Genomic DNA, 20,890 nt, shown 5'->3' on the forward strand with positions numbered 1-20,890 from the left:
AGGGAGGTGTGAGGATGAGGGGCTCACATTCGAAGATGGGAGTTAGCGCGCTTGCATTTAGTTATTTCCTCCTGTGGATCGGAGTGGATATGGCCTGCGCACAGGTGGCTGCTCAGGAGCCAGATTCAGATACGCAACTGATTGTGATGATCACTGGGAAGCTTGGATCAGAACAGACCTTTGGGGCCGGAATTATTTTCGGCAGGGAGAAAAATCGCCTCTACATTGTAACCGCAAACCATGTTGTCCGAAAAGGTCAGGAGGAAGCTCGAGATCTACAGGTCCGACTAAAATCTTTGCCACAAAAACTTCTTAAAGCGAATTTACTGAAACAAGTCGATTCGGAGTTAGATCTCGCGGTATTGAGTGTCGAAGGGACGACTACAGACGAAATTGATCTCTGTGCATTACGGATGGATCGCCTGGGGCAAACAAATGTGAAACGCGGCGACGCGGTCTATCCAGTGGGTAACCCGAATGGGATGCCATGGGTCATGCCAGCTGTCCCTGATCGGGTCGCTCAGGTCGTTGGAGACCAAGTGATGGTTCAATCGACGGTTATCAGTGTCGGTCATTCTGGCGGCGCTTTACTGGACGAGAGTTCGAACATTATAGGAATGATCACAGCCGATCAACCACCATTCGGACGGGTAGCAAAGATAGATGCCATTCTGAAAATTGTCCAGCGGTGGGGCTATCCGGTACAGCTTCGAGTTCAGCTCGCAAAGGGATGGATGCCTTTGCACGAAGCAGCATATCACGGGGACGCGACAGCGATTAAGAACCTGCTAGCGGATACATGTCGGGTTGATGTGAATGCAAGAACTGATCACGGCTCGACCCCGCTGCACTACGCTACAAAACATGTAGACATCATCCCTATCTTGTTGAGTGCAGGGGCGGATCTGCACGCGACGGACCAGGATGGCGATTCTCCATTGAATTGGGCTGCGGAATCCGGGCAGCTCAAGAGCGCAGAATTGCTAATTAAAGCTGGAACCAGAATAGACACCAAGAACAAAAACCAAATGACAGCGTTGCACTGGGCGATACAAAATGGCCACCCATCGATCGCACGTGTCCTGGTCCTAGCAGGCGCCGACGTCAATGCAGTAACCAAATATCCGGTTGGGGCTTTCCCGGGAAATTACACACCATTGGAGAAAGCAATGGAGAAGGGCGCCGTGGAGGTCGTGGAAATCTTGCTAAAAGCCGGAGCGAATGTGAATGTGATAAGCGAGATATCTTTCTCGCCTCTGCACAGTGCAGCCAGATTTGGACAGGTGAAGGTTCTGAGATTGTTGTTGGAAGCTGGAGCGGCTGTGAATGTTACTGTCGGTGGCAAATGGACACCTCTTCACTCTGCGGCAGAGTCTAATACCGTTGAGGGTGTGAAGCTTCTGCTGGCAGCAGGTGCCGATATCAACGCGAAGAACTACCTGAATGAAACTCCGTTGCACATTGCAGTTCAGGAAAATGCGCTTGAGGTTGTGAAGCTTCTGGTAGCGGCTGGTGCAGACGTCAACACCAAAGGCTACCACGATATGACTCCTCTGCATATAGCAGTAGATCGTAAAGCCGTAGAGATTGCGAAAGTGTTAATTGCAGCCCGAGCAAGTCTGAACGAGAAGGTATATTTTGGGAGCACTCCGCTGTCCTTTGCGGTCTCGCATAACAATGCTGAATTGGTGAGCGCTCTTATAGCAGCAGGTGCCGATATAAATGTGGTGAGAACGGATTCCGGAGAAACCCTATTAGAGATGTCGCCTAATCCTGAAATAAGTAGATCGCTTCTGGAGGCAGGTGCCGACGCAAATTTTGGTGAGGGGTTGAGCAGCGGGACAGTTCTTCACAGCGCAGTACGCAGAGGAAGGGTCGATCAGGTGAGGATCCTTATCATGAAAGGTGCCAGGCTAGATTCCACAGACCACTCCCATCGAACGCCCCTACATTATGCTGTTGGTGGTGAAGCGTTTGGAAAGCCTATCGACATGATAGAGATCGTGAAGCTTCTGCTAGACAAGGGCGCCAATGTAAATGCTGCGGACAGCGGAGGAAGAATACCGCTACACGATGTCGTTGTTTCAGCAAAAAACGTAGCGGCGACGGTGAGACTCCTCATAGAGGCCAAGGCTGAAATAAATGCCAAGGATACCCGTGGAGATACGCCACTTCACGATTTGGCGGGTCGCAGGTTCACGGACGAGAAGGAGAACACAGCGGGAAATGAGATTGCGGAACTGCTTATTATGAATGGCGCAGACATCAATGCAACCAATAATAATTCGAAGACCCCACTTGCGATCGCTATAGAAAACGAGAATATTACGCTTACTCGATTGCTTCGATCTCGCGGAGCGAAGGAATAATGAGACGCCAGCTCAATGTGTAAGAGCGCACGGTATGTTCACGGTTCTTTGCTCTACCTGGCTGATCTATAAGGCAAGAAGAATCCGTATGAAGAGATGGATCGACATGCTTCGATCACTGTTTGCTATTGTGGGAATCCTTGCCGGCCTTTGTCTAATGGCGAGTGAAGCGTTGGCAGGCTCAGAGTCTTCGAAGGGGGTCGAGGACAGTCTCAAGCAATTGGTTGTGATGGTTGAAAGCACGATTGCTGGGCAAGAGCGTATTGGTGCGGGGATTATTGTTGGATTCAGGTCCGGTCAGCTATACATCGTCACTGCCGATCATATCGTTCGGCAGGCCGCGCAAGAGGCGGATGAAGTGAAAATACGGTTTTACTGGTCGCCCGAGACGAAGATCACAGCCAAACTATTAGCGCCGCGGGATATCGATTTGGATCTGGCCGTACTGAGCGTCGGCGATGTCACGTGGTTGCAAAAAAAGCTGGATGAATTGCCCTTCGACCGTCTGGGAGACCCGAAGTTCTCGCAGCGAGGTGATGCTCTCTATTTACTCGGTAATCCCCATGGCAAATCGTGGCGGGTCAATACGACGCCAGAGCGGTTTGCCGAGACAAGGAGAGAATTTGTGGAGTTCGAATCAACTCTGATTGCCCCTGGTCACTCTGGCGGCGCATTACTGAATGGCGAGAGGGAGTTGGTGGGCATGCTAAGAAGTGATCAGGCTCCGTACGGAGAGGCTGTAAGCATCACAAGTGTTATGCAGCGACTCAGGGGCTGGGGCTACCCGGTCATGCTGCGCCAGAATGGAATCCAAGTGAGCAGCGGAGATAACCACACATGTATAGTTTCACAGGATGGGGCGATAAGCTGCCGTGGCCGCAAGATCAAAGCGGGTCAAAGCATCCGCTTCAAATCAATCAGTGGTAAGGGACGCCATGTATGTGGCACAGCAGTGGGAGGAGTGTCTTACTGTGCCGGGAACAATTCTTTCGGTGAGTTAGGCAATGAGACAACTAAGGATAGTGATACGGCAGCCATGCCTGTTCAGGGAGGGCTTACGTTCATTTCGTTAAGCGCAGGGGATGGACATACTTGCGGCGTCACGGTCAATTTCAGTGTGTACTGTTGGGGGTCGGGACGAGATGGCCAACTTGGTAATGATTCAAGAGCGGATAGCCCTGTGCCTGTAAAGGTTTCTGGTGATCTTCTCTTCAAATCGGTCAGCGCTGGAACGAAGTACACGTGTGCGTTAACCGTGAGTGGGACTTTGTATTGTTGGGGAATCAAATCCAATGTTCCTGAGGAAGCCTCTGGGCTAATCTTCAGCTCCGTTAGCGCGGGTTTACGCTATCTCTGTGGCATCACCCCTACAAATATTGCCTACTGCGCTGGAAGCAACCAGTATGGCCAACTTGGTATCGATAGCGATATGCCAGACAGTGGAGAGTTCGTACCGGTTGCGGGTGGACTTACCTTCAAGACCGTGAGTGCCTCGTTCGGCACCCATACCTGCGGGATCACGACAACGGGAGCTGCCTATTGCTGGGGCTCGAATGAGGTCGGTCAGCTCGGCGATGGATCGAAGAAGGATAGTAACCGTCCCGTCGCTGTTTTAGGTGGACTCAGATTTTCATCGATAAGTACCGGAATGCTGCATACGTGTGGCGTCACCACTGAAGATTCCGTCTACTGCTGAGGCTCCCATCATGCCTGGTCAAATCAATCGCTATCCGGGGAGAGCACGATACCAGTCAGGGCATGGTAAAGCACATCATAGCTACAGCTGGCTCATTCAGAGCCGTTGGAGGATGGAGCCACTGTGACACAGCATTGGGATGTGATCTTATAATTGTGCAATGTGAGAACCGACTAAATTCTCAATGTGTGTGCCCCCAAAGCGGACTGGTTAATTTGCTCCTGGCGCCGAGCGGCTGACGCATTTATGCCAGATGCTGGCAATTAGGCCTTTTGGGGCGGCTCGCCGCCTCAGCGTGAGCCTGCCCATTTCTGAAGTCCATCCTACTTCGCGCATTTTCTGTTATCTGCCTTTCGTCGTGCATTTCAATCCTTCACCGAGCCTTGCGAGGGAATAACATATTTGTTATGCTCACGCATGGACTACACGATCGCGTATTACAGCGAGGCTGTACAGAACGACATTCTTGCGCTACCTGACACGTTGGCGGCGCGGTATATCGTCCTCACTCGTCGGATGATCGTATTGGGACCAAATCTTGGAGCCCCGCATACCAAGGCCTTTGGTCATGGTCTATTTGAATTACGCCTGAAAGGCGCGGAGGGGATCGCTCGGGTGTTCTTCTGCACACTGGTAGGTAAGCGGATCGTCATGCTGCACAGCTTCGTTAAAAAGTCCGAGAAGACACCTCTTCGGGATCGTGAAATTGCAGAAATGCGAATGAAGGAGGTCAAGCGTGAGAACACATGAGCAACTCGTCAAGAAGCTCCTTCGTCGGTCTGGAGTACGGGCGGAGGTGGAACGCATTGAACGTGAAGAGTCCGCCCTACTCGATGCCTTGCTCAAGGCACGCCAAGAAGCAGGTCTGACTCAAAGTCAGGTGGCGGCACGGATGGGTACGCAGGCTCCTGCCGTTGCTCGTTTGGAGCGCGCCCTTGCCAGTGGAAAGCACTCTCCGTCGATTGCAACATTGAGAAAGTACGTCAAGGCTTGCGGCAAGCGGCTGGTGCTCCGGGTCGCATGAAAGACTGATGCAGATGATTCGCCTTATAGTCCCTTCCGTATTGGGACGCTTTCCGGAGTCCACGTAGACGTTGCAAGGCATTTCGAACTCAGTCGAGAACAGCTGCTCCATAAGCTGTTCGGCTGACGGGGCATAATCCGCGACAAGGTGCAAAAACCTTGAATGCTGTAGAATGCTCATGATGGTTGCCTGCACTGCTGCTCGTTGACTCACCCGCAATCCATTTATATACTTACGAATCACCCGGAGGCGACTGACATGAAAATAGCCATCGGCTTGCTCGTCCTCGTCGTGCTGCTCGTCGGCATAATGCTCGCGCTTCCGTTTCTGGTTGATCTCAATACGTATCAGGAGCAATACAAGCCGCTCATCGAAGAGGCGCTGAATCGCAAGGTTCAGCTGCAAGAGATTCGTCTCACGGTCTGGCCAAGGGTCGGGGCACGCGTGGCAGGGTTTGCGGTACTGGATGATCCGACGTTCAGTTCAGGCCCGTTTGCGTCGTTGTCGTCGTTGGATGTCGGCGTAAAGATCATGCCCTTGCTGAGCGGCAAGGTGGAGGTTGAGGAGATCACGCTTCACAGTCCGGTCATGACGGTCATTAAGAATAAGAACGGGGTTCTCAATGCCGCCACGATCGGGCGCAAAGGCGTGCCTGTTCCAGAAAAACCGTCACGCGCCCCGATTCCGTCGACAGAGGGCCCGCTTAAGATTTTGGCCTTGCTGGCGGTGGACCGCGTGTCAATCGACGGAGGTAAACTGACCTACCGCGACCTATCCGCCGTCAATCCCACGGAGTATGTCGTGCAAGACCTGGAGGTGCTCCTGCGTGAGGTGCGGCTTGGGCAGACGCCACATCTCCATGTCGCCGCACTGGTGCAGCCCTTCAACATGCCGGTGAAGCTCGACGGCACGTTTGGTCCGCTGAAGGAAGCGATCGATATTGATGCGATCAATTTCCAGTTGGCGGTAGGGAAAACGGACTTTACCATTACAGGAAACGCTGCCGGGAATGATGCGACGATCAATATCAGCTCACCCGTGATCAATACGGCAAATCTCCCGATGAGTCTTCCGCTGAAAAAACCGATCGACATCAAAGATCTGAAGATCACTGCAGAGGTGAAGGGACAAGAAGCCAAGCTCAATGCCTTGTCGTTCCACCTTTTCGATGGCGAGGTGAAGGGACAAGGGAAGATGATCGCTGGGACAGAGGTACCGCCCTTTAAAGGGTCTGTTGCGTTTCAAGGGCTCCAGCTTGGTCCGGCGCTCAAAGCCGTTGCGGAGACACCGGTCTCGATCAGTGGCACTGCCGGCTCCGATCTTTCGTTACAGGGCAAGGGATTTTCCATGACGGATCTGACGAAGGCGTTAGAGGGCGCCGGTCATCTGGCCGTGAAAGATGGGAAGATCGAAGGGGTGAATATTCTCCAAGAAGTGGCCGATGCGCTCAAGGTTGCCGGCATTTCGATGGGTGAGGCAAAGGCCACGGCCTTTTCAACGATCGAGTCCGATCTGATCATCAGGCAAGGCGTGATCAATGTGCAGCGGCTCTTGATGGATAGCCATGATTTTCAGGCGACCGGTGGAGGGACCATCGGATTCGATCAAAAACTGAACTTGATCGTGAACCTCAACCTGTCACAAGATGTCAGTCAAAAGATTTCCGCTGCGTCGCCCGTCGTCAAAATCGCCATGAAAGAGGGCCGGCTCGGTCTTCCTCTCACGATAACTGGAACGGCTCAAGCTCCCTCGTACGGGGTCGATCTGAAGAACCTGACGGGAAAAGTTCAGGAGCAGGTGAAGCAGAAGGTGGAAGAAGCGGTAGGGGGACTGCTCAAAGGGACGACGAAACCAGAAGATTTGAAGAAAGAGGGGCAAGAACTCCTCAAAGGCTTGTTCGGACGATAAGGAAATACCTTTTATGAATACCGTAGATACGCTCACTCAATATGCCGTGCAGTATGGGCTGCAAGCGGCGGTCGCGCTGGGCATCTTGGTCGCAGGGATGATGGCATCCCGCGGGGCAGGGAATGTCGCCCAACAAGCGCTCGAGAAGCATACCCTGGAACCTCCGGTGAGGATGTTGCTTATTCGGATCGTCAAAATCGTGGTGATGCTTCTTACCGCGATGATCGCGCTTCAGACGATGGGTGTTCCCATTGCCCCGCTCATCGCCGGCGTCGGCGTGGCCGGCGTGGGTATCGGTCTAGCCCTGCAAGGTGTCTTGAGCAATGTCATGGCTGGATTGTCGATCATCTTCAGCAAGCCCTATAAGGTCGGTGAACATATCTCGTTGCTCGGAGTTCACGGAGATGTCGTCGTCATCGACATCTTCACCACGACCCTGATGCACGCGGACCATTCCCGTGTCATTATTCCCAATCGCAAAATTGTCGGAGAGATTTTGCACAATTTCGGCATGATCCGTCAGGTGAGTTTGACTATTCCAGTGTCCCACCGAACCAACATTGACGAGGCATTGGCACAGGTGAAGGATATTCTCCAACAGCATCCCAAGGTTTTGAAGGACCCGGCTCCTGGCGCAGGGGTGTCGTCGCTGGGGGAATCATCGATCGCCATTTCTGTGGCCCCCTGGACGGCGGTGGGGGATTACGGGTCCGTTCAAAGTGAGTTGAACAAGCTGATTCTTGAACGATTCCGGGCGCATGGGATCGAGTTACCATCCCCTCGCTACCAGGTTCATCTGGTGAAAGAGTAACGCTTCCAAGTCGCACAGGTCCGGTCTCTCCGAAGGTAAGAGACCAACCTGAGCCCATCAATCCGGTCTTGTTGAATCCAGCCTGCCAATGCTAGGATCATGCCTTCGTCCCTGATAAAGGGGAAGGAAGACAAACGACCGGAGGACCTGGGGGTACGTGTTGATCCTAAGAATCGATCAGGTTTCCTGTCCCATCCATCGTCATTTCATGATGGTGAGGCTATGAGTCGATCAATTTCCGCAGACCAATCTGCGAGCGCTCATCGCAGTCAAGCGCAGAATACTCTTAACGACACTGAGTCGGCTCATCCTGATGATCCATCGGCGAGTGGGAATCTGGACAAGATTCGCGACATTCTCTTCGGCGCACAGGCACGGGAGCATGACCGCCGGTTTGCACAGCTCGAACAGCACTTACTGCGGGAAGCCACCGATCTCCGGAATGATCTCAAACGGCGATTCGAGAGCCTCGAGCTCTACATCAAGAAGGAAGTTGAATCTCTGACAAGCAGGCTATCGAAGGAACAGGACGTGCGCGGAGAGTCCGTGACAAGACTGACGCAGGACCTCATGCAACTGGCTGCGACCTTGGAAGAGAAGGCTCATCGACTCGAACAACAGGCGAACCAGGCGCAGTCTCATGTCTTGCAGCAGTTGACGGAGCGTACCAACGAGCTGGCCGATGATGTTCGTACTCGTCATGCCGAAACAACCTCAGCCTTCGAAGGAGCCGTTCGGGATCTGCGTGCCGAAAAGACGGATCGTGCAGCGCTCGCAGCCATCTTGCTGGAGGCAGCACAACGACTCTCCAATGGTGAGGCATCTTCCAGTCGAGCCTGACGCAGGCTCTGGCTTCCAGCCAACTTGAAGGCATGTGCCCTGCGGCCCGCAAGAGTCAGTTTTACGGTTGCTTCTTCGGCAGCATTTCAAGTGGGACGGTAGTGTGACGGGATGTCGACTAATCCACACAGACCTCGCCAGCATCCTCCATCCTCCGAAGGACGCGTGCCGGTAGACGAAGACTGGGCGCAATTGCGTACGCTGTTGCTGGCTCCGGAACAGACGCAACTCGACGAACTCCGCGAACGGCTTGACACTCGATCCGTTGAACCTTGTGACGTCAGTCGAGTCCTTCCCGAAGCCTTTGCCATACGTGGAGAGGGCGACCAGCAGATATCGGCCGTCCTGACTCCCTATGTCGAAAATGGCTTTATTGCGACCGTGCGGAAGTCGCCGCAGGCGATCGTTGATGCGATCGCACCCATCATGGGTCCGGCCATCCGACAGGCAATTACACGTGCTTTGCAAAGCATGACGGAGGCCTTCAACCACTCGCTGGACGAAAGCCTCTCATTTCGAGGGTTTCAATGGAGACTGGAGGCGTGGCGAACCGGCCGTCCGTTCGCGGAGGTGGTGCTGCTCCATCGACTGCGATACCGGGTGGACCAAGTGTTTCTCATCCACCGGGATACGGGGCTGTTGCTCCATCATGTCGCGGCAGACGGAGTGGTCGTTCAGGACCAGCATGTCCTGTCCGGCATGCTGACGGCGATTCAAGATTATGTTCGCGATTCGTTCGGTGTCTCACAAGACCAGACACTCGACCAGTTCCACGTTGGTGAGTGGACAGTCTGGATTGAGCAAGGGTCCCGCGCCTATCTGGCCGCAGTCATTCAAGGTACCCCTCCGATCAGTCTGAGGGAGACGCTCCGTGATGCTCTCGATCGTATTCATGCCGAACAGGCTGATGCGCTGGTGACGTTTAACGGAGATGCCGTTCCGTTTCAAGCGGTGCATCCTCGGCTCAAGGACTGTTTGCAGGCTCACTATGACTCACCACGGCCGCGAAGTACGATGAAGCTCTGGATTCTTGTAGGTGTCGCTCTGCTGACGTGCTTGTGGTGGGGATGGAATGCCTATCAGGGTCATGCCCGATGGGTTAATCTCCTTGGCCAGCTCAAGATGGAGCCCGGGATTGTGGTGACGAATGCGGGTCCAATGGGGGGAGGGTATCATCTCGAGGGCTTGCGGGATCCCCTCGCCAAAGATCCGCTGTCCGTGATCACCAAGGTCGGCATTGATCCGTCAACGGTAACGACTGTGTGGGCTCCCTATTATGCGCTCGACCCTCAACTGATTGTGACGAGAGCGGAGGTGGCGTTGAAGCCTCCCCGCACCGCGCAGTTACGGGTAGAGGGAGACACGTTGGTGGCGACCGGCTCGGCGTCGGTTGAATGGGCTCAAGAGACGAGACGCCTGGCGACGTTGGTACCAGGCATTACCCATTATCGCGACGACGGCCTCGTCACGGTATCCATCCCCGACCTTCTGAATCGGGTGAACCGTACCGTGATTCGCTTTGCTCCTGGATCAGCAATGGTCGAACCGTCGGATCGACCTGCGTTGAGTGCGCTTGCGGATGTAATACGGAGTCTGGAGCAAGCAGTTGCTCATTCCAGTGAACGCGTACGGCTCGCAATCCTTGGGTTGACCGACGATACCGGTCCGTCTGCGCTGAATCTCCGGCTCAGTAAGCAACGGGCTGAGGCTGTCCTTGCGGTACTTGGAGGAGGGCATCTTGGCTCTTCCACAACGGTCACGACAGGTGTTGGAGGATCTCTCGACAAACGCGGGGTTCCCCCAGAATACGCGACCCAGCGAATTGTAATGTTTCGGGCTTCGATCGAAGCTCTCGGTCATACATCCGACCCCTCTCGGCCATGATGCAGAAAAAGATTTGCATGTTGGGGGGATTTGCCGTTGGGAAGACCAGCCTCGTTCGACGATTTGTGACCAACGTGTTCTCCGAGCATTATCAGACGACGATTGGGGTGACGGTCGAGAAGAAGACCGTCACGGTTGATCATCAGGATGTGATGCTCATGCTCTGGGATCTCTATGGCGAGGATGAATTCCAACATGTCCGGGAATCGTATTTGCGGGGATCATCCGGGTATATCTTGGTGATAGACGGCACCAGAAAGGCCTCACTCGACAAGGCTTGCCTGCTTCAGCAAACCGTTGTGCGGACGGTTGGTCCGATTCCTTTCGTCTCGATCATCAACAAGTCTGACCTCCAGTCCGACTGGGAGATTGATTTGCCGACAATCGAGCAGCTGCGGGAACAAGGGTGGCCGGTCTTCTTCGGTAGTGCCAAGCTTGGGCAGGGCGTTGAGGATCTCTTTGGTCATCTTGCAACGCTGCTCATGAATCCAGCTCCTCGGCCAAGGCCTCACCCATGACAGGCCTTTCCCCACTCCCCTCACCATCCGATACGTCATTCTTCAATCATGTGTTGGCCGCTCTGGATATCGTCGTCTTGGAGTGGGAGGTGGAATCAGGTGCGTTGAGGCTTCAGGGGTATGCCCCAAAATGGTGGCAAGAGTTGCCCGCTGCTTCAGGCGCCGCTGTCCCGGATCTCAATCGCTGGTCGCCATTTTTACCGGAGTTTCTCGCGTATGCCCAAGAAGTCTGGAAAGACGAACCGGATCGGACCATCACGTCGGGTTCATGGACCGAGCCTGATCAGACGAACGGGACGGTGACATTGGAGGCCAAGGCTGTTTCCCTTGGACTTCGCAAGCTGCTGCTCATCGAACGGCTTGGTTCGGACTTTGAGAACATGCGGTCCATCGTCCAGCGGGCTCGCGAGCAGATGTTGGCCGAAGAGGTTTCGGTCAAATCGTATCGGAGCACACAGACCTGCTTGATTGGCCAGCTCGAAGCGAGTGAGCGCACAAAGGACGATGCAGTGGCCTTGCTCCAGCATCTCGGGCTTGCCGCAATGGTGCTGGATGAGTGTGGGGAGATTACGTTTGTGACGGATCGCACACATGAGCTGCTCGGCATGGCTCCTCACGAGACGCATGGTCGGCACTGGGATCAGGTGTTGTCAGTCCGTAAAGAAGACCGTCCGTTGATTCACCACCTCCTGGAGAGCTCCACACAGACTCGTGCAGGCAAACCATTGTGCCTGGAAGGGGGCCGCCCTCGATGGATTGAGCTGGAGATCCATCGAGACTTGCGTCATCCCACACGACGTATTCTGGTTATCAACGATCGCACTGAGCTTCACGCGCTCCGCCAAGCCCTCAATGAACAGTCGTCCTTTCATGATTTGGTCGGGAAAAGCCAGGCTATGCTTCGCGTCTATCAACTGGTCCGCGACGTCGCACAGGTTGATACCACGGTGTTGATCGAAGGGGAGACAGGGACGGGGAAGGAACTGATTGCTCGAGCGATTCATGCCTCCAGCACCCGAAAGAACAAGCCGTTTATCGCGGCGAATTGTGCCGGTCTCACAGATTCCATTCTGACCAGCCAACTCTTTGGGCACAGGCGCGGAGCATTTACCGGGGCCATCCAGGATCAGCAAGGCCTGTTCGAAGCGGCTGAGGGGGGCACGTTATTTTTAGATGAAATCGGAGACATCCCGGCTCAGGTCCAAACTGCGCTGTTGCGGGTCTTGCAGGAGAAGGAAATTACCCGCCTGGGTGAGGCCAAGCCTCGTCCCGTCAATGTTCGCGTTGTTGCGGCTACCCATCACAACCTCAGCGAAGACGTCCTTCGAGGATCGTTTCGAGCCGATTTGCTCTACCGAATACGCGTTGCGCGAGTCCAACTTTCCCCCCTCCGAGACCGACGCGAAGATATCCCGTTGCTGGCACAGTCGCTGCTCGGGCAAATCTGTGCCAGCACCGGGAAGCTTGTTGAGCGATTGCATCCGGACACACTCCGTCTCTTGATGAGCCATTCCTGGCCTGGAAATGTTCGTGAGTTGAAGAGCGCGGTTGAATTCGCCGTGATTAGTTGCAAAGGGAACGAGGTGTGCCCTGAAGATCTTCCTCCGGAGATTGCCGGCACCTCTGTGGTATCAAGTCCGCCCGTCTTTATCCCCTTGTCGAATCAAGATGAGAAAACCCGATTGTTGGTGGCTCTTTCCGAAGCCAAAGGGAATCGGACTGAGGCCGCCAAACGACTAGGGATCAGCAGAGCCACGTTCTACCGCCGCCTCGTCGAGCTTGAGATTCATCCTCGCTAGCAGGTTACGGAAAACCTCTCAGCTACGGTATCGTGATGCTCAGAGGTCTATCCTATACTGCCGAGTACGCGCGGTATCTTCACTTGCCGCAGCCATACTCACGTAAATCCACAATCTCGGCGCCGGCAAACTCAGTCGAGCAACTGTAAAAACCTGACCAGACCTGTTGCAATTGAGTATCGGAGGTTGCAGAAGAAGTATTCATGCAACGTGCGTGTAAGAAGCCATAGAGATACCTCCTGTGCCAGCCAGTCAGTCTCCAGGTCAACAGTGCAAATCTCACTCAGTATTCTGCGGCTGTCTCACAACGTCGTGAAGCTGTCTCATGAGACAGGCCGCTGTTTCAGAATGAAACAGCTCTTCCGCCTCGGCAATTCCGAGAACTACTGAAACCGCTGAATTCCACCAAATAATTCGCTTGATAGGGCTCATGGCGTGAGGATTGCTTCGAGAGTTGGTCGTGCCATGAGTGATCGAGGTGATTCTTTGCTTCCGTTTGTGTGTATGGAGGGCATCGTGGCTCGGGTTGTTTCGGGAAATTGGAGGCGTGGCTGCGGTGGCCCATGGAGCGTACTGCTGTCCTGCTTGGTTACGGTGGTTTCATGAGCGATATCGGTCCGGTATTCGTCTCGTGGGCCGTTGCGCTTATTCGTGCTCAGTATATCGCATGGAAAGGGTTGCCGAGGATTTGAGTGGGTACGGAGGCTGGCCGGATCAATGTGCAGCTGGTTCCGAATCGGCAGGAGCTTCTGCTCACATCCGGCAGAGCGCGTTCCTGACCGTCCAGCCGGACTCCGGAAGAGCCTTGTTACCGTGATTCTCGGGTCATCGATAGATCATGAAGCCAGGGGTGCCGAATAGTGCCGTGAGTTCGAGTAATTGGTCACAACCCCTTGAGTCAGCAATGGGCACTCTGAACCCAATGGACCGTCGTAGGTGAAATGTATGATTGCTCAAGGTCTTCTTGTGAAACGGACAAATGGTGAAGAGTACCTACTCACGACAGAACCCAATCGTGGAACGTGCAGCCATCGACTGGTGGTTGCGACGAAAGTCAACGGCCAGTGGAAGCCGGTGGAAGGTGTTCAGGAGGTGATCTGTCGTGAGGCGCTGATTGGCGCATTCCTCGACTTTGTTGTCGATCTCTGTAGGGTGTTGAACTCCGCTGATCCGCAACAGGTATCCGAGGTTGTGCCTGTTCGACAGCCATCGTCAGGCGTTCGGCACGCGACAGGACCAGCGCTGCGACGACGAGGACGAAATTGTCAATAATGAAGTGAACCGTTCACGACGATTTTGAATATGGACATCAGTAGGGGAGGCATTCCATGCGGTGCAAGCGGTGCAGTGGGTTGATGATAGTGGAGTGTTGTGTCGAAGAAGCGATCGAAGAACAGCAGGCAGGGCGAGGAGCCCTTCGTTGTGTCAATTGCGGAGCGATGGTCACGGTCAGAATGCTCAGAAATCTTGTGGCGAGACAGATGGAGCGGATCAAGGTGCTGCAGTCGACCGGGGGGTACCCGCGACATGCAAAGCGCATGATGCATTTCATGGAGCCATGAATAGAGGAACGTGAAGGATGAGTGCCACACCATCGGTATGGGGTGAGACTCTGTGAACGAAGAGGAGAGAAATCAGATGGTGCGTCACATGCGGGATCAGAAGCCTTGGGTGGGTAAATCGGAACGAAGTGGAGCGCCGCCGATTCGTGTGCTCGTCATTGATCGTTCAGTCATCACACTTCAGGGGCTCAGGGACTTTTTCTCCCGGAATCGTCATGTCACGGTCATTGGTCTCGCCGGCACTCGACAAGAGGCGCTCCAAGCTATTCACGCTGAACAACCGGATCTGGTCTTGGTAGAGGTTCAAGTGGGACAGGACAGTGGGATCGAAATCTGTAGGACCATTCGGGATAGTCATCCACAGGTGAAAGTCCTCTTCTTTACCGCGCAGGATGACAAGGATACCTTGCGTGCGGCCATCATGGCCGGAGCGCACGGATACCTGCTGAAGAGTGCGACAGCCGAGTCCGTCACGAAGAGCCTTGAGGTCGTAGCGAGTGGAGGCGCGATCGTGGATCAACTCTTGACAGAGCAGCTGATCCAATGGTTTCGCAGTGGCAGTACGCCGGATCATGGGCGATGGAGGGAGACCTGCTCAAGGGAAGAGCGACACTTGCTGTCCTTGGTAGCATCCGGGAAGACCAATAAAGAAATCGGCCTGGACTTGAATGTCGCTCACACAGTGGTGGCGTCCCGTCTGCAGAAGATCTATAAGCGGCTCAGAATTTCGAGGCGTGCTGAAGCCGCTCGGTATTACATGGATCTCGAACGGAAGTCGCGGAAATGACAGGATCCACCTTGCAATGTGCGATGATTCCGGTCCATTCAGAGACAGCAGCGAGCGTCCAATCTCTGCAGCCTTGAGAACGCGATGCGCGGATTGAAAGGCTCGGGATGATGGGTGTGAGTGTCACTGACCGGCAAGGCACAAAAGGATCTCTTGCAGTGTTCGTGCAAACGCGATATATCACGTAAGTCTGACTAGTGTTGTGCAAATACGTACCCCGAAAAAGGAGGACCGATGAGGCCATCGATAGTTACAGTTGGGTCAATCGTGGTGTGGTGCCTGATAACAACGGTGAGCGTTGCCTTTTCCGCTGATGACACAGCGATCGTGTCGCAGGCCCCATCGACGCTGGACGTCGTCACTCTGAAAGATGGGAGCATACTACATGGAGAAGTGGTCGAAATGACCGGGGGGCTCCTGGTGATCAAGAGCGCCTTGGCCGCAGACCTCATTAAGGTCAAGTGGTCGGAGGTGAGCAAGATTGCCGTCTCACATCCTATTCCGTTTCATTTAAAGGAAGGGACCATTCTGAACGGGACCGTGGAAGAAGGGGACCCGGGGACGATGAAGGTGAAGGCGGGACCGACCGGAAGTGTTCTCACTGTTCCGATAGATTCGGTGACGCATGTCAATCCGATGGTTCAGCCGCCGGTGATTTACACGGGAAGTCTCAACGCCGGATATTCACAGTCCGTGGGGAACAGCCATCTTCGGAACGTCAGTATCTTGGGAGATCTTGTGGCTCGGAGTGAGCAGCTCCGATTAACCCTCCTGGGCCGCTACGTCAATGGGGACAACCATGGCAGCCTGCAAGTCAGGAATGCCAGAGGAACCATTAAGTTGGACTTCTTCATTACCAAGCGGTTGTTCTGGTATGCATCAGCCTACGTTGAAAACGATTATCTCCAAAACCTCAAGCTGCGAACGGCCATCTCCAGTGGACCGGGATACCAATTCATCGATCGCGGAGACTTTAATGGTATTTTTAAGGACATGACGTTTTATGCCGAAGCCGGTCCGACGTATTTCAATGAAGACTACCGTGACAATAGCATCACCGGTGATCGGGCAAGCTTTCGTGCACGCATCGCAATGAAATGGGATTGGCCGCTCTTCGATGGTCGAGTGACGCTCTACCACTACAACGAGATTTTTCCTTCAGTTCAGAACGCGTCGGATTTCTTCTTCACGATGGATAACGGCGTTCGCATGAAGATTTTGGCTGGTCTGGCAAGCGGGTTCCAAGTGACCACGCGATACAACAATCGGCCGCCTGCGGGAACGGGCGATACCGATAACTTATACTTGCTCACGTTAGGCTATGCATTCGACACGACCCGCAAGCGTTAGGATTCTTGTGGGATCGTAGGGACGCGAGCTATTGAAGGAGGACGGCATGTTAAAGGAATTCAAAGAATTCGCCATGAAAGGGAATGTCCTGGATATGGCGATCGGTGTGATTATCGGTGGGGCGTTTGGGAAGATTGTGTCGTCACTGGTCAGCGACGTGCTCATGCCTCCGATCGGCTTACTGATGGGCAAAGTGGATTTCTCCAGCCTGTTCATCGATTTGTCTCGCACAGGTCCGCCATCCCTCGCAGCGGCAAAGGCTGCGGGTGCACCGACGCTTAATTATGGAGTCTTTCTTCAAAGCGTGTTTGACTTCATTATCGTCGCGTTCGTCATCTTCATGTTGGTCAAGCAGGTGAACCGGTTTAAAAAAGAGGCGCCGGCACCACCGCCACCTGCGCCGCCGGAACCAACCAATGAAGAGAAATTATTGAGGGAGATCCGGGATCTACTCAAGAACCGTCAGTAGAATCCGTATCTCAACCAGTCCGGAGCGGGACGATGCCGCGCAACTGAGAAGGAGGAGACATCATGCGAACACTCAAAACTGCCATAGTTGTGACAGGGTTGGTTGCCTTAGTAGGTTGTTCTTCATCCACCAGGCACTCAGCTTCATATATTAAGCAGCCGGAAGTGTGCATTGACAAGAAATGGTATGGCTATCACCTGGGCAGCGGGTGTCCTTCAACTGTGAAGGCAGCGGCATCCGATCCTGCGGCTGATCGTCTTGCGGCTCTCGAGCGGGAACGTCAACGACTGGCCGACGAACTAGAAGCAGCACAGAGACACAATGGAGTCCTGCGCAGCCGGGTGAGTGAAGTGGAGCAACAGCTGGCAGACCGTGACCATGAGATCGCCCATCTCCGTTCCGGAGCCGGTGATCATGAAGCCCTCTCAAGCCAGCTGTCGTCGGCCAAAGGCGACTTAGGCCAGTTACAGAGCGAACGGGACAGGATCGCGGCGGAATTGGCTGCGGCAAGACAACACAGTGATGATCATGACGGGCAGATTAGGGACTTAGAGTCGCAATTAGCGGTGGCGAAGAAACGGATTGCAGAGCTTGAAGGGCAATTGGGGGAGAGTAAGGGGAGTCTGGCACAGGCTGAGCGGGATCTCCTGAAAGCACTGCGTCCCGAGATTTCAAAAGGAACGGTGTCGGTCAATCAAGCCGGAGATGCGCTCACGATCAATCTGGCGTCGAGTCTCTTGTTTGACTCGGGTCAAGGTCAGCTGAAAGCAGCAGGGGCCGATGCCTTGAAACGTGTCGGGAATGTGCTCAAGGATTTCCCGGAGAAGTCGGTGCATGTCGCGGGCTATACCGACAATGTGGCGATCAAGGGTGCGCTTGCCAAGAAGTTCCCATCCAACAAAGAGCTCTCAGATGCTCGGGCAGACAGCGCGGCGCAGGCTCTCAGGGACGGTGGGGTTGCCAATCTGACGGCTGCCGGTCATGGGGAAAACGACCCGGTTGCCAGCAACAATACGGCGGCAGGTCGGGCGAAGAATCGCCGGGTTGAGGTGGTCGTGAAGTAATAAATTATTACGTCGGTAGAGGCAGGGGAGGAAACCATGCTTCTGCCGGCCCCTTCTCTATCTTGGGAGATTTGTCATGAAAACAAAATCGACTCTCGCGTACGCAGTTTTGGTGGCTTCCTTGGTCGGTTTCACAACGTCAACCTGGGCAGTTGATATGGGTGCCATGAAGCAGAAAGTCGAAACCGCGAAAGGTCAAGCCGAGAACGTCAAGAAAGAAGGCGGTGAGACCGCCCAGAGTGCGAAGGACATGCAGGCGAAAGATGCCATGAAGAACGCCGGAGAAATGAAAGACGAAGGGAAGAAGCTCAAAGATACGGTCACAGGAAAATAGTGAGTGAGACCTGTTTCTTGATGCCTAGGCTGGTGCGTCTATGACGCGCCAGCCATTCCAGCCTTCTAGTTTTTCGGGGTTGGCGCGGTGCAGCCGTGCCGAGTCTTCTGTGCATCACCATATCAATAGATCCTTTCCTTCTGGTTCCTTGAGATAAGCCCGTCATTAGAGCCCCATGCGGTCGATGCCGTGGATCTTCTTCGTGTGAAGGAGGTGGTCGTTGAGGGGTGTCGCGTGGAAAAGCTGGAGCAATATTCCTCCGCCATACACAACACAAGATTCGCGCCCCCCATCTGCCACCCTTATCTGCTCTAAAACGATTGCTGTGCCAGGATGTCGAGGGTCAGTTGGTCTGGCTTGCCGTCGAAGTATTTGTGCAGGGCGTTTTTGAAGAGAGTGTTGTCGGTGGTCGCGATCAAAAATAAGGTCATGCAGGACCGGAATTTCAAGTTGTCAGGATAGCCGAAGATCTCTTCGGCACTGCACCCTTCTACATTCAGGACCAGCTGCGTACAGGCTCTGAGCCTGGGACCTAGGATTGGGTGTTGCAGATAAGCTTTGGCTTCGTTGAGCGAGGCGATGGCGAATTGCTGTGCCATGGCACTGTGACCGAGACCAGCGATCTGCGGAAAGATGAACCAGATCCAGTGGCTGGATTTTCTTCCTGCCCTTAGTTCAGCGAGGACTGTGTCGTAGATGGGCGTCTGGGCGGTGAGGAAGCGGGCGAGGCTGTAGGTATCACTCATAAACGATCTGTGGCCAAGTATATTCCTTCCTGGGCCTATATCATGCTTGGCAATGTTTGATTGCAAGGCCTGACAGGATTTTTTTCAGAATTTTTAGGTTGGTCTTGTATGGCCTCATTTGGGTGAGCCCGGCCCTGTTCATCGATCTGATCTTTGAAATCTGCGAGGTCGTCTTTGCTCTCGCCTTCCCCGATGATCTACTTTTTGCTGAGCCTCCTCGTGGCGGCGACTCTGGGCCTCCTGCTCTTAGTGCCCTGCTTCATCCTGCTGCCCTAGGTGACTCGGCTCTTACATTTTGGTATCGCATCGTACTCTGTCCGATTGTGGCGAAATTTCACCCTGTGTTTGTGCCGAGCTGATCGAACAGGGCTTCGCAAGTCCCGCCAGTATCAGGAGGTCATCCTGCCTGCCGTGCCTATGTATTGAAGTCTCGCTGGTTCAAGAAACGGGAAGCCATTGCACTTTCGAATGCTACCGATCAACGGATGGTGCGTTCGCTTCGGGTGAAGCGGCGTACGAGGCAACTATGTGACGGGAATGAACAGGTATGGCTGGGCGGCCTTAGCGTGGATTGAGCTACGCGTGGTAAACAAGGACGGACAACTATCGGACCAATACGCGCTCCCACTGTCGATGCTGAAAGACTCCGGTCAGCTGCTCATCTTCCTCCGTACAACCGATGCAGGCTGGTTCGGAGCCATGAAAGCTCTCCGCATGATGGCCAAACTGGCGAACAGTACAGTGCATCGTCGGTCTCAATCGTCCAGTCGATGCCCTCCTAGATTACTTGAGATTCTGGCAGCATCCAATCTCACTAAACAACGATACATCTCGCTGAATCTATTCAGATACAGGGGGAGTCGAACGAGATCCACTACGGGCGGTTCTTTCTGAATAACCACACTGGCCGATCAGGCTATTCTCCTCGTTTTCCTCGCAGCGTGGTCTTTGCGTGTGAACGAGCCGTGTTGATCAGGTACTGTCTAGTAGAATTACTAGTTGCTCTCTAGGTTTATTAGGTCTATAGGGTTGGAGCCCATACGGTCAATCACAGGTGCGTCATGCTAGTGGACGGTGCATGGGCGACACTACGCTGGACGTAACCAAAATAGGAGGAGGTCTGGTATGGATTTTTTCGGTACAAACGGTAATGACACTATCGTTGGTAGCAATGGTGATGATCGCCTATTTGGCCTCAATGGCAATGACTTTTTAGATGGAAGGTTCGGTTTTGACCTCATTGATGGAGGTGCGGGAGTTGATACGACTTCTTATGCATTCTATGCCGGACCGATTAACGCGAACCTCTCGACAGGTGTCGTGAGTTTCCCAGGGAACTCTGTTTTGACAGATACTCTGGTCAGTATTGAAAATGTAATTGGCACGGCTGGCAATGATGTAATCACAGGCAGTGCTGCAAATAATTCATTGTCTGGCGGCAATGGCAACGATACGCTTAATGGCGGGGCAGGCAATGACTTTTTAGATGGAGGGTTCGGTTTTGACCTCATTAATGGAGGTGCGGGAGTTGATACGACTTCTTATGCATTCTATGCCGGACCGATTAACGCGAACCTCTCGACAGGTGTCGTGAGTTTCCCAGGGAACTCTGTTTTGACAGATACTCTGGTCAGTATTGAAAATGTAATTGGCACGGCTGGCAATGATGTAATCACAGGCAGTGCTGCAAATAATTCATTGTCTGGCGGCAATGGCAACGATACGCTTA

Annotated in this window: 20 protein-coding genes; 18 read left to right on the top strand and 2 right to left on the bottom strand. The window is 53.9% G+C overall.

The features are described from left to right. The first annotated feature begins 14 nt into the window (after window positions 1–14). The 17 genes from ACYX34_RS07215 (at window position 15) to ACYX34_RS07295 (ending at window position 18,415) form a co-directional block, all read left to right on the top strand. A complete protein-coding gene (locus ACYX34_RS07215) occupies window positions 15–2,369 on the top strand; it encodes an ankyrin repeat domain-containing protein (RefSeq protein WP_462075876.1) in 2,355 nt (784 codons plus the stop codon). Window positions 2,370–2,457: 88 nt separating this feature from the next. Continuing rightward, window positions 2,458–4,065 carry a trypsin-like peptidase domain-containing protein gene (locus ACYX34_RS07220; RefSeq protein WP_462075877.1) on the top strand — a complete coding sequence of 536 codons (1,608 nt, stop codon included), beginning with the start codon at window positions 2,458–2,460 and terminating at the stop codon, window positions 4,063–4,065. A 417-nt stretch (window positions 4,066–4,482) separates the two neighbouring features. After that, a complete protein-coding gene (locus tag ACYX34_RS07225; protein ID WP_462075878.1) occupies window positions 4,483–4,815 on the top strand; it encodes a type II toxin-antitoxin system RelE/ParE family toxin in 333 nt (110 codons plus the stop codon). Continuing rightward, on the top strand, window positions 4,802–5,089 hold the full coding sequence (locus ACYX34_RS07230; RefSeq protein ID WP_462075879.1) for a helix-turn-helix domain-containing protein: 288 nt from the start codon (window positions 4,802–4,804) through the stop codon (window positions 5,087–5,089). Before ACYX34_RS07225 ends, ACYX34_RS07230 begins: the two co-directional genes overlap by 14 nt. A 258-nt stretch (window positions 5,090–5,347) precedes the next feature. Next, the gene (locus tag ACYX34_RS07235; RefSeq protein ID WP_462075880.1) at window positions 5,348–6,997 is read left to right on the top strand and encodes an AsmA family protein; all 1,650 of its coding nucleotides are present in this window, start codon (window positions 5,348–5,350) and stop codon (window positions 6,995–6,997) included. 13 nt (window positions 6,998–7,010) lie between these two features. Beyond that, on the top strand, window positions 7,011–7,808 hold the full coding sequence (locus ACYX34_RS07240) for a mechanosensitive ion channel family protein (RefSeq protein WP_462075881.1): 798 nt from the start codon (window positions 7,011–7,013) through the stop codon (window positions 7,806–7,808). A gap of 222 nt (window positions 7,809–8,030) precedes the next feature. Further along, window positions 8,031–8,648, top strand: coding sequence for a hypothetical protein (locus ACYX34_RS07245; protein ID WP_462075882.1), 618 nt, complete (start codon window positions 8,031–8,033; stop codon window positions 8,646–8,648). A 165-nt stretch (window positions 8,649–8,813) separates the two neighbouring features. Beyond that, a complete protein-coding gene (locus ACYX34_RS07250; protein WP_462075883.1) occupies window positions 8,814–10,532 on the top strand; it encodes an OmpA family protein in 1,719 nt (572 codons plus the stop codon). Further along, the gene (locus tag ACYX34_RS07255) at window positions 10,529–11,050 is read left to right on the top strand and encodes a Rab family GTPase (protein WP_462075884.1); all 522 of its coding nucleotides are present in this window, start codon (window positions 10,529–10,531) and stop codon (window positions 11,048–11,050) included. Before ACYX34_RS07250 ends, ACYX34_RS07255 begins: the two co-directional genes overlap by 4 nt. Next, on the top strand, window positions 11,047–12,849 hold the full coding sequence (locus ACYX34_RS07260; RefSeq protein WP_462075885.1) for a sigma-54 interaction domain-containing protein: 1,803 nt from the start codon (window positions 11,047–11,049) through the stop codon (window positions 12,847–12,849). Before ACYX34_RS07255 ends, ACYX34_RS07260 begins: the two co-directional genes overlap by 4 nt. 945 nt (window positions 12,850–13,794) lie before the next feature. After that, complete coding sequence (locus tag ACYX34_RS07265) at window positions 13,795–14,121, top strand: hypothetical protein (RefSeq protein ID WP_462075886.1); 327 nt, start codon at window positions 13,795–13,797, stop codon at window positions 14,119–14,121. A 56-nt stretch (window positions 14,122–14,177) separates the two neighbouring features. Further along, entirely contained in the window at window positions 14,178–14,411 is a 234-nt protein-coding gene (locus tag ACYX34_RS07270) for a hypothetical protein (protein ID WP_462075887.1), read from the top strand. 76 nt (window positions 14,412–14,487) lie between these two features. Continuing rightward, on the top strand, window positions 14,488–15,198 hold the full coding sequence (locus tag ACYX34_RS07275) for a response regulator transcription factor (protein ID WP_462075888.1): 711 nt from the start codon (window positions 14,488–14,490) through the stop codon (window positions 15,196–15,198). A 234-nt stretch (window positions 15,199–15,432) separates the two neighbouring features. Further along, complete coding sequence (locus ACYX34_RS07280) at window positions 15,433–16,548, top strand: DUF481 domain-containing protein (protein ID WP_462075889.1); 1,116 nt, start codon at window positions 15,433–15,435, stop codon at window positions 16,546–16,548. A gap of 46 nt (window positions 16,549–16,594) precedes the next feature. Then, window positions 16,595–17,017 carry a large-conductance mechanosensitive channel protein MscL gene (mscL, locus tag ACYX34_RS07285; RefSeq protein ID WP_462075890.1) on the top strand — a complete coding sequence of 141 codons (423 nt, stop codon included), beginning with the start codon at window positions 16,595–16,597 and terminating at the stop codon, window positions 17,015–17,017. 62 nt (window positions 17,018–17,079) lie between these two features. Then, window positions 17,080–18,081 carry an OmpA family protein gene (locus tag ACYX34_RS07290; RefSeq protein ID WP_462075891.1) on the top strand — a complete coding sequence of 334 codons (1,002 nt, stop codon included), beginning with the start codon at window positions 17,080–17,082 and terminating at the stop codon, window positions 18,079–18,081. Window positions 18,082–18,157: 76 nt separating this feature from the next. Beyond that, window positions 18,158–18,415: a hypothetical protein gene (locus tag ACYX34_RS07295; RefSeq protein WP_462075892.1), complete on the top strand. Its 258-nt coding sequence runs from the start codon at window positions 18,158–18,160 to the stop codon at window positions 18,413–18,415. Between the two features lie 311 nt (window positions 18,416–18,726). On the opposite strand, the gene ACYX34_RS07300 is transcribed toward ACYX34_RS07295, so the two are convergent. Both ACYX34_RS07300 and ACYX34_RS07305 read right to left on the bottom strand, forming a co-directional pair. Beyond that, complete coding sequence (locus tag ACYX34_RS07300; RefSeq protein ID WP_462075893.1) at window positions 18,727–19,161, bottom strand: DUF1810 domain-containing protein; 435 nt, start codon at window positions 19,159–19,161, stop codon at window positions 18,727–18,729. A 603-nt stretch (window positions 19,162–19,764) separates the two neighbouring features. Continuing rightward, complete coding sequence (locus ACYX34_RS07305) at window positions 19,765–19,908, bottom strand: hypothetical protein (protein WP_462075894.1); 144 nt, start codon at window positions 19,906–19,908, stop codon at window positions 19,765–19,767. A gap of 378 nt (window positions 19,909–20,286) precedes the next feature. Here ACYX34_RS07305 and ACYX34_RS07310 point away from each other — a divergent pair. Beyond that, window positions 20,287–20,890 (top strand): calcium-binding protein (locus tag ACYX34_RS07310; RefSeq protein ID WP_462075895.1); only part of this gene is annotated, 604 nt, incomplete at its 3' end.

The organism is Nitrospira sp. CMX1, assembly GCF_054902215.1.

Coding starts and splice junctions, on each gene's coding strand:
- ACYX34_RS07215 (WP_462075876.1), top strand. CDS start 15: ATGAGGGGCTCACATTCGAAGATGGGAGTTAGCGCGCTTGCATTTAGT.
- ACYX34_RS07220 (WP_462075877.1), top strand. CDS start 2,458: ATGAAGAGATGGATCGACATGCTTCGATCACTGTTTGCTATTGTGGGA.
- ACYX34_RS07225 (WP_462075878.1), top strand. CDS start 4,483: ATGGACTACACGATCGCGTATTACAGCGAGGCTGTACAGAACGACATT.
- ACYX34_RS07235 (WP_462075880.1), top strand. CDS start 5,348: ATGAAAATAGCCATCGGCTTGCTCGTCCTCGTCGTGCTGCTCGTCGGC.
- ACYX34_RS07240 (WP_462075881.1), top strand. CDS start 7,011: ATGAATACCGTAGATACGCTCACTCAATATGCCGTGCAGTATGGGCTG.
- ACYX34_RS07245 (WP_462075882.1), top strand. CDS start 8,031: ATGAGTCGATCAATTTCCGCAGACCAATCTGCGAGCGCTCATCGCAGT.
- ACYX34_RS07255 (WP_462075884.1), top strand. CDS start 10,529: ATGATGCAGAAAAAGATTTGCATGTTGGGGGGATTTGCCGTTGGGAAG.
- ACYX34_RS07260 (WP_462075885.1), top strand. CDS start 11,047: ATGACAGGCCTTTCCCCACTCCCCTCACCATCCGATACGTCATTCTTC.
- ACYX34_RS07265 (WP_462075886.1), top strand. CDS start 13,795: ATGATTGCTCAAGGTCTTCTTGTGAAACGGACAAATGGTGAAGAGTAC.
- ACYX34_RS07270 (WP_462075887.1), top strand. CDS start 14,178: ATGCGGTGCAAGCGGTGCAGTGGGTTGATGATAGTGGAGTGTTGTGTC.
- ACYX34_RS07275 (WP_462075888.1), top strand. CDS start 14,488: ATGGTGCGTCACATGCGGGATCAGAAGCCTTGGGTGGGTAAATCGGAA.
- ACYX34_RS07280 (WP_462075889.1), top strand. CDS start 15,433: ATGAGGCCATCGATAGTTACAGTTGGGTCAATCGTGGTGTGGTGCCTG.
- mscL (WP_462075890.1), top strand. CDS start 16,595: ATGTTAAAGGAATTCAAAGAATTCGCCATGAAAGGGAATGTCCTGGAT.
- ACYX34_RS07290 (WP_462075891.1), top strand. CDS start 17,080: ATGCGAACACTCAAAACTGCCATAGTTGTGACAGGGTTGGTTGCCTTA.
- ACYX34_RS07295 (WP_462075892.1), top strand. CDS start 18,158: ATGAAAACAAAATCGACTCTCGCGTACGCAGTTTTGGTGGCTTCCTTG.
- ACYX34_RS07300 (WP_462075893.1), bottom strand. CDS start 19,161: ATGAGTGATACCTACAGCCTCGCCCGCTTCCTCACCGCCCAGACGCCC.
- ACYX34_RS07305 (WP_462075894.1), bottom strand. CDS start 19,908: ATGCACTGTACTGTTCGCCAGTTTGGCCATCATGCGGAGAGCTTTCAT.